General features: G+C 50.6%; 14 protein-coding genes. 9 read left to right on the top strand and 5 right to left on the bottom strand.

The window, feature by feature from the left end; genetic code table 11:
• Positions 1-26: 26 nt before the first annotated feature.
• Complete coding sequence (locus tag C7452_RS00955) at positions 27-1109, bottom strand: DegT/DnrJ/EryC1/StrS family aminotransferase (RefSeq protein WP_048175752.1); 1083 nt, start codon at positions 1107-1109, stop codon at positions 27-29.
• 158 nt (positions 1110-1267) lie between these two features.
• Complete coding sequence (locus C7452_RS00950; protein ID WP_245942738.1) at positions 1268-2101, bottom strand: CPBP family intramembrane glutamic endopeptidase; 834 nt, start codon at positions 2099-2101, stop codon at positions 1268-1270.
• A 174-nt stretch (positions 2102-2275) separates the two neighbouring features.
• On the opposite strand from C7452_RS00950, the gene C7452_RS00945 reads away from it, so the two are divergent.
• Complete coding sequence (locus C7452_RS00945) at positions 2276-3418, top strand: tRNA (guanine(10)-N(2))-dimethyltransferase (protein WP_048175754.1); 1143 nt, start codon at positions 2276-2278, stop codon at positions 3416-3418.
• A gap of 41 nt (positions 3419-3459) precedes the next feature.
• On the opposite strand, the gene C7452_RS00940 is transcribed toward C7452_RS00945, so the two are convergent.
• Positions 3460-4146, bottom strand: coding sequence for a hypothetical protein (locus C7452_RS00940; RefSeq protein ID WP_048175755.1), 687 nt, complete (start codon positions 4144-4146; stop codon positions 3460-3462).
• Between the two features lie 127 nt (positions 4147-4273).
• Between C7452_RS00940 and C7452_RS00935 the strand changes: the two genes are divergently transcribed.
• The 7 genes from C7452_RS00935 to cofG all read left to right on the top strand — a co-directional run bounded on the left by C7452_RS00935 (position 4274) and on the right by cofG (position 10072).
• Positions 4274-5044: a DUF4013 domain-containing protein gene (locus C7452_RS00935; protein WP_245942736.1), complete on the top strand. Its 771-nt coding sequence runs from the start codon at positions 4274-4276 to the stop codon at positions 5042-5044.
• 110 nt (positions 5045-5154) lie between these two features.
• Positions 5155-5628: an Lrp/AsnC family transcriptional regulator gene (locus tag C7452_RS00930; RefSeq protein ID WP_048060987.1), complete on the top strand. Its 474-nt coding sequence runs from the start codon at positions 5155-5157 to the stop codon at positions 5626-5628.
• A 35-nt stretch (positions 5629-5663) separates the two neighbouring features.
• Positions 5664-6659, top strand: a complete 996-nt coding sequence (locus C7452_RS00925) for a histone deacetylase family protein (RefSeq protein ID WP_115891946.1) — start codon at positions 5664-5666, stop codon at positions 6657-6659.
• 12 nt (positions 6660-6671) lie between these two features.
• On the top strand, positions 6672-7340 hold the full coding sequence (locus tag C7452_RS00920; protein ID WP_115891945.1) for a DUF2100 domain-containing protein: 669 nt from the start codon (positions 6672-6674) through the stop codon (positions 7338-7340).
• 228 nt (positions 7341-7568) lie between these two features.
• A complete protein-coding gene (gene mptA, locus C7452_RS00915) occupies positions 7569-8525 on the top strand; it encodes a GTP cyclohydrolase MptA (protein ID WP_048175758.1) in 957 nt (318 codons plus the stop codon).
• A gap of 8 nt (positions 8526-8533) precedes the next feature.
• A complete protein-coding gene (locus C7452_RS00910) occupies positions 8534-8971 on the top strand; it encodes a DUF2120 family protein (RefSeq protein ID WP_115892497.1) in 438 nt (145 codons plus the stop codon).
• Positions 8972-8992: 21 nt separating this feature from the next.
• On the top strand, positions 8993-10072 hold the full coding sequence (gene cofG / locus C7452_RS00905; RefSeq protein ID WP_048175760.1) for a 7,8-didemethyl-8-hydroxy-5-deazariboflavin synthase CofG: 1080 nt from the start codon (positions 8993-8995) through the stop codon (positions 10070-10072).
• 32 nt (positions 10073-10104) lie between these two features.
• Here cofG and C7452_RS00900 read toward each other — a convergent pair whose 3' ends face one another.
• Both C7452_RS00900 and C7452_RS00895 read right to left on the bottom strand, forming a co-directional pair.
• Positions 10105-10653, bottom strand: a complete 549-nt coding sequence (locus C7452_RS00900; protein WP_115891944.1) for a DUF429 domain-containing protein — start codon at positions 10651-10653, stop codon at positions 10105-10107.
• Between the two features lie 165 nt (positions 10654-10818).
• On the bottom strand, positions 10819-11544 hold the full coding sequence (locus C7452_RS00895) for a class I SAM-dependent methyltransferase (protein WP_115891943.1): 726 nt from the start codon (positions 11542-11544) through the stop codon (positions 10819-10821).
• A gap of 146 nt (positions 11545-11690) precedes the next feature.
• Here C7452_RS00895 and C7452_RS00890 point away from each other — a divergent pair, with 146 nt between their 5' ends.
• Positions 11691-12782 (top strand): formate--phosphoribosylaminoimidazolecarboxamide ligase, encoded by a 1092-nt coding sequence (locus tag C7452_RS00890; protein ID WP_048175763.1) that lies wholly within the window; start codon positions 11691-11693, stop codon positions 12780-12782.
• Positions 12783-12809 lie beyond the last annotated feature (27 nt).

Here is a 12809-nt window from a genome sequence, read left to right as displayed (position 1 = left end):
GAATTAAAGCAGCTCAGGGCCACGGTTTACTCAAAGAATTCCCTGACCGTGTCTGCGACCGTCTCAAGCTCCTCACTGGTTAGGGCAGGGTGTACCGGTATTGAGAGGACCTCCGCTGCAGCCGCCTCACTCACCGGGCATCTGGCATCAAAGCCCATTCTCTGGTACAGTTCCTGCCTGTAGATTGGTCTGGGATAGTGGATGCCTGTACCCACACCCCTCTCATTGAGGAAGCCCATGAGTTCATCCCTTGAGCCCGGAACCCGCAGGGTGTACTGGTGAAAGACGTGCCTGACCCCCGCTGCAATGTGGGGTGTTGATACTCCCTCAAGGTCCCCCAGCTGGGATGTGAGGTAAGCTGCATTTTCAATTCGCCTGCTGTTGAACTCCTCGAGTTTTCCGAGCTGGGCTATCCCGATGGCGGCTGAGATGTCGGTCATGCGGAAGTTGTATCCCAGGTATGTGTGCCTGTAGCGTTCTGTCTCCCCATGGGCCCTGAGTATACGTGCCATCTCAGCTATCTCATCGTCATCAGTTGTTATGATTCCGCCCTCACCTGTTGTGATGTTCTTTGTGGGGTAGAAGCTGAAACAGGCGGCATCGCCCATGGAACCGACTTTCCTTCCATGGTACTCTGCTCCGTGGGCCTGTGCAGCATCCTCAATGACCAGGATGTCGTGGTCAGCTGCAAGGTCCATTATGGGGTCCATGTCTGCGGGCTGGCCATAGAGGTGGACCGGTATTATCGCCCTTGTGCTGGGTGTTATGAGTTCCTCTATCCTCTCAGGATCTATATTATATGTCAGGGGGTCTATATCTGCGAATACTGGTGTGGCTCCGACGTAGAGGGCTGCGTTTGCTGTTGCAGCGAAACTGAAGGGAGTTGTTATTACCTCATCCCCCTTTCCAACTCCAGCGGCGAGGAGGGCCAGATGAAGGGCTGTTGTCCCTGAACTCGTTGCAACTGCATGCTCTGTTCCTACATAGGCCGCAAATTTCTCCTCGAATTCAGCCACCCTGGGTCCCTGCGCGATAAAACCCGACTTAAGTACCTTTATGACTTCCTGAATTTCCTCTTCATCGATTATTGGAGTAGCAACCGGTATCATTTGAACACCCGAATGAAAGTTAACTGGTTTAACTATATCGTGCTGGCACTTAAAAATTGATGCCCGTCCCCCCGTGCAGAAAAATCAATAAAGTTGAGGTGGGAGAGATGCCGGCCTTTAATGTTCCCTGAAGGGACGTTGCCGGCTTTAACAGTGAATCACCGGAATATCCTGCCTAAATCCTGGTATCGGCCCCTGAAGAGTATTAGGACAAGGAGTGCTGAAGCCAGGAGGAGGGTCAGGGGAGCTGTGTAGGGGTCTGAGGGGCTCACCATGAGGGATGGGAGGTTCCCCAGACCGGCGTCAGGGGAGCTGTGTATGACACTCACATAGAGATTGTTTGCAATGTGGACGCCCATGGCCATCTCCACGCCATCATCTGCCAGCGTCACCAGTGCAAGCACAAGTCCTATGATGAAGGTGCTGACAGTTATTGAAAGGCTCATGCTAAGTGTCGCGCCGTTCCACCAGTGAAGGACCGAGAATATCGCTGAATTGATGATTATGAGCGGCACCGGCCTCTTTATGACAGACCAGATACCCTGCATCAGGTAGCCCCTGAAGAATATCTCCTCAAAGGATGCCTGGACCGGGAAGGCCAGTATGGAGAGGATTAGCAGCCACCAGAACCCTGAACCAAAATTGAATCTGACCCCTGATGGGTCAGCAAGGACCGATACCAGATCAAGCACACCAACTATGAGGAACCATGTGCCCGCGCCCCTCAGGATCCTCCGCCAGTCAAGGTATCCCCTCGAATTAACTGCAGATATGAAATCCCTCTGGTGAATGAACTTCAGTCCAACATAGAGGAAGAACATTGAAGCTGAAAACCCTATGGCCACCATTATGAGGAGGGTGGGGCCGCTGAAGGATGACAGGTCCCCCAGCGCCCCAGCACCACCCTTAAGTAGCAGGACGGCTGCGATGATGACACCCAGTATTAGGCCGGCTCCAACATTGGATGCCACGAAGCTCATAAATACGGTCATCACATATCTCCATGCATCATTCCTTCCCAGGTATACGTTGTTCAGAAAATCCTCCATCCATCACCAGCTCCGATCCCTTACCTGATGACCATGAGTCTTTTTAATAAATTACTGGTCATGTATCACACTAATCATCCGGCATTAATAAATATTTTGAAGTGGGAGTGTTGAATTATGATAACGGTAAATGAGGGTTCAGTCACCATAAGGGTTCCTGATTTCAGTAAGGTCTCGGCCAGGGCACCTGTATTCTACAACCCTGCCATGGAGTTCAACAGGGATGTGTCAGTGGTCGCGCTCCAGGTTTTCCAGAGACTCCTCGGTGGGGAGATTAGCGTTGCAGACACCTTCTCAGGGAGCGGTATAAGGGCCATAAGGTATCTGGTTGAGGTTGAAGGAGTCTCTGAGGCCTTTGCAAATGACATAAACCCGCTTGCAGTTGAATGCATAAAAAATAACTCAGTGATAAACTCGGTGTCCCCTGAGGTCAGCAGAGAGGATGCCAGCATCTTCCTCAGGAGTAACCATGGCCGCTTTGATGTTATAGACATCGACCCCTTCGGGACCCCTGCACCCTTCATGGACTCTGCGGCGGCTTCTGCAAGGAACAATTCACTCCTTGCTGTTACAGCCACCGACACCTCAAGCCTCTGCGGCACCTACATAAAGCCCTGCCTGAGGAAGTACTCCTCAAGGCCCCTTAAAACAGAGTACTGCCATGAGACGGGACTAAGGATACTCGCAGGCTTCACAGCCATGAACCTTGCAAGGTACAGGAAGGCTGCCTCGGTACTCCTCTCCCACAGCAGCCAGCACTACATGAGGCTATACATCCACGTGAGGAGGGGTGCCAGAAGGGCCGATGAATCCATCAGGAATATCGGATTCATGCTTCACTGCTTCAGATGCCTTCACCATGAACACGTGAAGGGATTTGCGCCCCTGAAACGTGAGTGCCCCCACTGCGGTGCCGAAATGGAGGCGGCCGGTCCCCTCTGGGTCGGTGATATCCAGGACAGGAAATTCATCGGTGAGATGATAGGGGAGGTTGAGAACAAGGAACTCAACACGGCCGGAGATGTCCTTAAACTTCTGAAGGGATGTCTTGATGAAGCAGGGATGCCCCCTGGATTCTATGATATCCATGAGGTCTGCAGTAAGCTTGGAAGGAGTGCACCACCCCTGAGGGATGTTATGGATGGTCTTGAGGCGGCCGGTTTCAGGGTTTCAAGGACCCATATAAGGCCGACGGGTATAAGGACCGACGCCGGTATAGGGGAGATTGAGGAGGTCCTGGCAGGACTCATGCCGGAATAGAAGTTGGGGGAGTTGAAGCAGTACTCACCCCCGGCTCTCGATCATTCATAGTTGAGCATGTTATGGGTGTAGTAATACTGCAGTGACCTTGCATTCCTGATCTCAAAGTTCCTGTAGGGGTTGTTGAGGTAGGGAAAGATCATTCCCTTCAAGCAGTAGAGGTATGCTCCAATGGGGCCATACTCATTCCTGGCAATTTTATAGTAGAGGGGGAATCCACAGCCCTGGTTTATGAATATCTCACCCTGCCTGACCGTGCCGTGGTATACGAGGGGTATGGGCCCCTCCTGACCGTGCTCAGCCGCCCTCTCCTTTATGTATGCAAGGGCCTCGTCCAGTGTTCCGAATTCCCTTCCATCTGAACGGTAGGTCCACTTATCGTCAGGTATGCCGTATATTCCCTCCTGCCATACCTCTGTCCAGTTTATGCCCGGCGTGTACTGCTTCTTTTCAACGTAGGCGAGTTCAAGGATGTAAACGTCGCCCTCCATGTAGCAGCGGTAATTGGAGCTTCCGCCGTAATGGACCACCAGAATGCACTTCGATCCCCTTTCACGGGCATAGTCTGCCAGTAGTTTTGAGTGTATATGACCTGGGTACATATCTGGATTTGCAATTTTAACAAATGCGAGCCTTCCCAGGGGCTCAAAGTCCCCCTGTGTCCCTGTAAAGTAAAGGTAACCCCCGGCGATTACCAGTAAAGCTATGATGAGTATCCCCTTCTTCATCAGTTCACCTGCTCGAGATATTATTAACTTTGTAGCGATTTATATCTTTCTCTAAACAGATTAGGCAGTTTTATATGTGACTATTTATATAGTTTTACCTGCGGGAATCCGCGGAGGTGTGAAAGATATGGATATAGGTGAAATTGTAAATGATGCCATAAGGTACCCCTCCAGTGACTGGAAGAAGGTCATAATACTGGGTGTCCTTATAATAGCCAGTATTCTAATTTTACCCGTCTTCCTGGTCATGGGGTACGGTTTCAGGGCGCTGAAGGCCTCAATAGCTGGCTTCGATGAACTGCCTGAATTCGATGAATGGGGAGAAATGTTCGTCGATGGGCTCAAGGTATTCGTTGTTCAGATAGCATACATGATAGTTCCACTGATAATTATATTCGCAGGTGTTCTTGGTTCCTTTACTATGGTTTCACCAGACACAGGTGTTATCACAAACCCCACAGCATTCACAGGCCTCGTAGGAGGTACAACGATAATAGGCATAATACTCGCAATTATCCTTGGACTCATAGAGACAATAGCCATCGCACACATGGCCTACAATGACAGCGAACTCGGTGCAGCCTTCAGGTTCAGTGAGATACTTGACGTGATATCCCAGATCGGATGGCTGGACTACATAATCTGGTACATCGTTGTGGGTCTGATCTCAGTGGCTGGACTACATAATCTGGTACATCGTTGTGGGTCTGATCTCAGCGGTGATGGCATTCATTGCAAGTTTCCTGAATGTGATACCGGTTCTGGGTACCCTGATCGCGGTCCTCATAATATACCCCTACATCCAGCTCTTCTGGAACAGGGCCCTTGCACTCAGATACGCCTACGAATAAAATTACCCTCCTTTTTTATTTTCCCATCTTCAGATAAACATTTATAAGGGAACATACCCTATCTTATAAAAGTTGATGACTTCTTCTAAACTTATATTCACTTAAAAAACTTTATAATATAACTTTCATAGGTATACATTGTTTAGTGGTGATTTGTATGGATGATGATCTGGTCAAAATCGATGATATTGACAGAAAGATAATAGACCTCCTGAATGAGGACGGACGCATGTCCTACAGGAACATATCAAGGATACTCGACGTTTCAGTGGGTACCGTCCACAACCGTGTTGAAAAACTTGTTAAAAAGGGGGTTATAAAGAAATTTGTGCCCATAATCGACCACTCCAAGCTCGGATACAAGCTGACAGCCATCATAGGTGTGAAGGTCAAGGGAGGGGTCCTGAGGAACTGGGAGACAAGGACCGCCTACCATAAGAACGTCCTGGCAGTGTATGACGTTACAGGAGAATTCGACGCCATACTCATAGGTAAGTTCCGGGACACCGGTGAACTTGACAGCTTCATAAAGGGCCTCCTCAGTGAGGGGGATGTGCAGAGGACATACACACAGACGGTCCTCAACATCGTCAAGGAGGATATGACCTCCACCAAGATGATCGGAGATTAAATTATTTATCCCCTGAATCAGAAAATGATAACCATATGGTTATCATCCACTCCCCATCCTATGACCTGCACAATCATGAGGGTCACGTTGAAAATAGTGGCAGGACCAGGGCCATCCTTAGGGCCATAGAATCCTCGGATCTCTCCCCAAGGTTCGTGGAACCCGGGATGGCTGGAATCGATGATATCCTCATGGTACACAGCAGTGCTCATGTGGAGTACCTTGAGGTCTTCGCAGGGAGGGGTGGCGGATGGCTTGACTATGACACCTACATGACCCCCGAGAGCTTCAGTGTCGCGAGGCTCTCAGCAGGGGGAGCCATGCTGGCTGCCGAGGAGGCCCTCAGGGATGGCTGGTCCTACTCACTTGGAAGGCCCCCGGGCCACCATGCCACCTATGACCGCTCCATGGGTTTCTGCATATTCAACAACATAGCCATAGCCATTGAGCATGCCCGCAGGAACCTCGGGGTCTCAAGGCCTCTGGTACTTGATTTCGACGTCCACCACGGGAACGGTACATCCAGCATATTCTACAGGGACAGGGATGTGATGTACATATCCATACACCAGGACCCACGGACCCTCTTCCCTGGAACCGGGTTCATTGATGAGACCGGCTCCGGTGAGGGGGAGGGCTTCAACCTCAACATCCCCATGCCCAGGGGCTCGGGTAACCGTGAGTACCTCTGGATACTCGGGATGATACTCCCGGCGGTCCTGGAAGGATTCCGACCGGATATGATCTTTGTATCGGCAGGCTTTGATGCCCACAGAAGGGATCCCCTTGCAGAGATCATGGTTGATGAGGAGTTCTTCTCATGGATCGGGTGGTTCATCCATCAGACAGGACTCCCCTGCACCGCGGTTCTGGAGGGTGGCTATGACCCTGAGGCCCTTGGGAGATCAAACATCGCATTCATGAGGGGTCTTGATGGTGAGGAATACGAACCTGAAACAGCGGCGCCCGGGGGTGTCTCTGAAATATTCAGTCAGCTGAGTGACAGGTTTTCAGCATACTTCAACTTCTGAGAGGGTATTGAAATGGATAGGATCAGATTCGAACAGGCAGAGAAGCTTATAAGAAAGTCATGCATTAACCTCAAGAGGGAACAGGGATTCAGGGATGCCAGTGATGGTGTCATCGACACCGGGAAGCTTCAGGAGGCCATGATGGAACTCATCGATGCCGAGGAGTACCTTTACACAAGCCTCCCAACCCATGAACTTGGAGGTGAGGATGCTTCAGAGTTCTGCAGGAAGCTGATAGCCGCCAGGGAGGCCATTGACCATATACTCGCAGACTTCGGTGTCCTTGAAAGGCAGGACCCATCCGAGAGGATAAGGGAGGCTGCAAGGGGTAAACTCATAATTGTGAACAATTCCTCAGTCAAAAAACTCCTTGTGAAGGCGGGGGTAGAAGCTCAGAATATCCTGGTTGCAGGAGCACCCCTCTCAGTTGATGATATGAGGGAGATAAACCCAAAAATCCCTGAAAGTGCCCTCAGGGGTATAGAGAAGAAGATAGAGCACCTCCGGAACGACATTGAGAGGAAGCTTGATGTCCTGGAGGATGTTCTGGTTGTGGGCGAACCCGATAAGAGTACGGTTCTGCTTGCAGCAAGGGCGGAAGAACTCTATGGTGCCGATTCAAGGTTAATGGAGAACATAAAGGACCTGAACGCCGAGAATATTCTGGAGTTACTCTCCTGATTCCTGATTTTCCATCTACTGCGGTGGTCTGAACTATCAACTGAATTTTCTGCACCCAGCACTGATGAACAGTTATGAGACCAGTATCCCTCATCACTGATTTTTCCCTGCATAACTGAAAGGACAGCCAACTGATCAAATCGGTAATACTTCACCGGACAAGTATATAAGCAAAGTTCTCATACTATAGTTAAAACCTAGGTAACCATTACTCATGGGGTGTAAAATTTGGGTTTAGTTTGTTTTCCAGATACACAGGACAAGATTCCTAGCATCCCCGTCCACCTCACAAGGGTGGGTGTTACAGGTGTTAAGAAGCTTCTGAAGATAGAGCGGGAGGGCAGAAGGCCCATAATCCTGCTTCCAACATTTGATGCCTTCGTGGATCTTCCGAGCAAACAGAGGGGGATCCACATGTCAAGGAACCCCGAGGCCATAAGTGACGTCCTCGAGGAGGTTGTTGAGAACAACGCACTTGAACTCGAATCCCTCTGCGCGGAGATAGTTAATGAACTCCTCAAGAAGCACAGGTACGCCCGGAGGGCCGAGGTAAGCATGAACAGCGACTTCATGTTCATGAAAAGGTCGCCGGTGACCCGGAGGAAGAGTCAGGAAATGACAAAGATAATGGCAGACGCCATCGGTTACCGGGACGATGATGGGATAGTCATACGGAAGATGATAGGGGCAGAGGTTGTGGGTATGACCGTGTGTCCCTGTGCACAGGAATCTGTCAGGGAAGCCTCACGCCAGAAGCTCCTTGAATTTCTTGACGATGAGACCGTCGAGAGAGTCCTTGACTGTGTATCCTTCGCCTCCCACAACCAGAGGGGGCGTGGCATGATAATGATAGAGGTCCCTGAGGACCAGACCATAAGGGCTGAGAAGCTCATAGACATCATAGAGAGCTCCATGAGTTCACCTGTCTATGAACTCCTCAAGAGACCCGACGAGAACGCGGTGGTGATGAGTGCCCATGAAAATCCCATGTTCGTTGAGGACTGTGTCCGTAACATGGTCCACAGGATAGTCAGTGAGTACCCCCACCTGCCGGATGACACCATCGTTACCGTAAGGCAGATAAACGAGGAGAGCATACACAGACACAACGCCTTCGCAGAGAAGGTTGCGACCATGGGAGAACTCAGATACGAGATAGAAGAACTTAACGGTGCCGGGAGTTGATATGATTGATGAAACTGCACAGGATAGCCGGAGAAATCATGGGTTTCTTTGAAGCATTTGAGGGTTCCAGACCCGCACTTGACTCCCGGGAAATTCTCATAGTGAGGGGGATGTCCAGGAAGAGGATGAATGCGGATGACATGTCCCGGGAACTTGATAGTTTGATTGAACACCTTGGAGCCGCGGAACTGGATTTACTCTCAGAGGAGGGCGCTGCCCTCATAGGTGTGATGGATGAACAGATAAGGTCATGTGTGGAGGTTGGAACCGAAACCGATATAGGAGGAATACACCGTCTGAAGGAATCCCTTGAGGATATGAACTTCAGTGTTGACTACCGCCTCTGCATGGCCGACGAGACAGGCCTCTTTGTTGTTCTCTACAGGGACCGGAGCGGAGTCGGACCCTGCTTTGTTGAGGCTGTTGTCTCTGACCTATCTGAATAATCTAATTTTAACGGTGCTCCCATGCTCCACTCAAAGGACGAAGTACTCGAAGTCCTCCTCATGAAGGGACCTGATATACTGGACCTCATGAAGAGGGCCTGTGAACCTGGAAGCGTGACCTACTCAAGGAACATATTCATACCCCTCACAAGGGCCTGCCGGAACCGCTGCGGATACTGCACCTTCAGGTCGGACACCCCTGAGCCCCCCCTGCTTGAACCTGAAGACGTTATGGGTGAGGTGAGGAGAGCCCTCTCCCTCGGCTGTACTGAGGCCCTCTTCACCTTCGGTGAGGATGCCCATGAGTTCCCAGGGGTTCGGGACAAGCTTGAATCCCTTGGCTTTGGAGATATGACTGATTACACATATCACCTCTGTGAGCTGACACTTGATGCTGGACTCCTGCCACACACCAATATGGGTGTGATAGGCTACCGCGAACTGAGGATGCTGAAGGAGGTAAACGCATCCATGGGCCTCATGCTCGAATCAGCGAGTCCCAGGCTCATGGAAACAGAGGCCCACCGTGAAAGCCCCGGTAAGGACCCCAGATTGAGGATAAAGATGATAGAGGACGCTGGGAGACTCAGGATACCATTCACCACCGGGTTGCTCATAGGTATAGGTGAAACCCTCGAGGAGAGGGCCGAGTCCCTCCTTGAGCTTAGGCGAATACAGGACAGGTACGGGCATATACAGGAGATAATAATCCAGAACTTCCGCTCAAAACCTGGAATCCCCATGGAGAACCAGCGGGAACCCTCCCTCCTTGAAATGGTGAAGATGGTTGCGGCTGCAAAGATAATGTTCCCTGATGTGAGCATACAGGTCCCTCCGAACCTGAACAGGGAAACCGGTGAGGTATTCCTCCTGGCCGGTGCAGATGACTGGGGTGGTGTATCACCCATCAGCCGGGACTATGTGAATCCCGAGGCACCATGGCCAGAGATAGATGAACTTAAAAGGATCACCGAATCTGCTGGATTTGCTCTTGAGGAGAGGCTCCCTGTATACAGAAAATTCATATCCAGGGAGTTTCTGAGCCCCCGTGTGATGGAACGGATAGAAGAGCTTTATCCCCGGTTCATCGAGACTCTGTGAGTCCCGGCCACTGGCTACCATGACACTGAATCCTACAATTCCACGCCAGGGGATGGTAGAATTATTGTGCCCTCCACTGGATCTCCAAGTTCAATGAAGTCTCCCCTGCAGTAGAGGATGGCGACCGCTCCGGCTATGAGGGCGTCCCTCTGGTGTACACTCATCTCCAGATCTTCAATTCCCAGTTTTCTGATCATCCATCCCGAGAGACCTGCCACTGAATCTGCAGTTCTCGGGTGGGTTTCAATTACCTTCACCCCCATGGATCCCAGTGTCTCTGCCATCTTCATGCCCCTCATGGTGAGCTCCCTCATACCCCTCCATGTGAGGGGAAGGACGGAGCCATACCGCCTCAGCTCCAGGTCGGCCCTTCTGAAGTGGCCATGTCTGCTGCAGCTGCAGTCATGTTCAAGGCAGCAGCGCCCGGCCGGGAGGGATAGGGGTGCGTCGACTGCCACCACATCTGCAGACTTAACTGCATCTATTATCTCCCGGAGGGGGAAGGCACTCAATAGTTCATAGCTGTCGCCCTCCAGGATAAAAATACCGCTTTCCCTTCCATCCGCTGCCGCCGGATCCACACCCGCAACCTTAGGTACCAGAATATCACCTTCTAAATCTATGAATAGCCCCAGCGGTTACATACCATGAAGTTATTTCTATGAATGCTTTAAACCCATTTATTCATATACGATGCATTCCATTTACTCCACCTGTATCATGGCACCCTCAGTTCCTGCCTGCAGCTAGTGTATCCTGACATCCAGCACGACATGCCAGACACCGGGAGAGTACTTCTTTATAACGCGCTTATCAAGCAGTGAGACCCTCCTTGGATGCGCCGCCCTCTCAATCCGCCTGAGGGGTCTTGAGAATCTTATGGCCTCCGGTGCGGTTTCATGGTAATGTATAACGCCTCCATCCCTTACACACTCCATCGCGGCGTCAAGGAAGTGGTGTGTCCTTCCAACGTAACCCATTATAACCCTGTCAGCATCAAGTTCGGGGGCTACTTCACGGCAGTCCCCCATGATGGGTTCTATTACCCCTTCAACCCTGTTGAGGGTTATGTTGGATTTGAGGAGTTCAAATGAGTCCGGGTTTAACTCCACTGAGTAAACCCTGCCTGGATCTGAATGGACAGCCACCGGTATGGAGAAGTACCCTATACCCGCGAACATGTCGACAACGGTCTCACCCTCCTCCACAAGTGACGGTATCCGGGCCCTCTCGTTTATGTTACCCCGTGACCACATGACCCTTGAGAGGTCTATCCTGAAGAGGCAGCCGTTCTCTTTGTGAACCGTTTCTGTGCCGCTGCCTGCAAGTACCCTGACCCTCGGCCTCCTGAGGGGACCATGTATACCCTGCACCTGGATTACACTCCTGACCCCCTCCATATCAAGTAAAGCCTCTGGATCATCCGCTTCCCTGTTGAGGACTATAATATCTCCTATCCTTGCCCATTTCATGGTTTTCACTGTTGGGGGGTTCTTAAAAAATAAATCCTTGAATGTTATTTTTCACTTCAAGTATTTAATGCCTTCTACAAAAGGCAAAAAAGATAATTATCATGAAACTAAACTAATATACAACTCTAAAAACAAGGGGGTTTTTTATGGGTAAGGTAAACCGTGAAGAGATACTCGAGATCCTTGAAGGATACAGCAAAAAGGATATAACAGTAGCAACCCTGGGCAGCCACACATCACTGCACATACTGAACGGGGCAAAGCGGGAGGGCTTCAAGACAGCAGTTGTCTGTGAGAGGGGTCGTGAAGTTCCATATCAGCGATTCAAAGTTGCAGATGAATTCATAATGGTTGATAAATTCAGTGATATAGTGAATGATGATGTTCAGGACGAACTGAGGTCAATGAACAGCATAATAGTCCCTCACGGCTCATTTGTGGCCTATGCAGGTCTTGATCACATTGAAAATGACTTCTATGTCCCCATGTTCGGTAACAGGGATATACTGAGATGGGAATCTGAACGTGACCTTGAGAGGAAGCTCATGAAGGAGGCAGGTATAAGGATACCCTTCAAGTACACTGACCCTAATGAAATAGACAGGACTGTCATGGTCAAGTTCCCTGGTGCCAGGGGTGGTCGTGGATACTTCGTGGCTTCAAGTACAGAGGAGTTCAATGAAAAGATCGACTCCATGCTGGAGAGGGGCTGGATAACTGAGGACGATGTTAAAGATGCCCACATAGAGGAATACGTAGCAGGTACCAACTTCTGCATCCACTACTTCTACTCAATCATGAACGATGAGGTCGAACTAATGGGGATGGACAGCAGATTTGAGTCAAACATCGACGGCCTCGTAAGGATACCTGCAAGGGACCAGCTTGACATAAACCTTGACCCCTCCTACGTGATAACCGGTAACCACCCGGTTGCCATGAGGGAATCCCTTCTCCCACAGGTCTTTGACATAGGAGACCGGATGGTGGAAGCAGCAAACAAGATTGTTCCGCCTGGCATGAACGGCCCCTTCTGTCTCCAGACCATGTGCACAGATAACCTTGAGATTGTGACATTTGAGATGAGCGCACGTACAGATGGGGGTACAAACACCTTCATGCACGGTTCAACCTACAGTTACCTCCTCCACGGTGAGGGCATGAGCATGGGCCGTCGCGTTGCAAGGGAGATCATGGTGGCCGCAGAGCAGGACCGCCTTCCAGAGATCATAACCTGATACTCCCACCCTTATTCCTTTTTAATG

The sequence above is a fragment of the Methanothermobacter defluvii genome, assembly GCF_003385755.1.
GTDB lineage: Archaea > Methanobacteriota > Methanobacteria > Methanobacteriales > Methanothermobacteraceae > Methanothermobacter > Methanothermobacter thermautotrophicus.
This window is presented reverse-complemented; position numbering and strand designations above follow the sequence as displayed.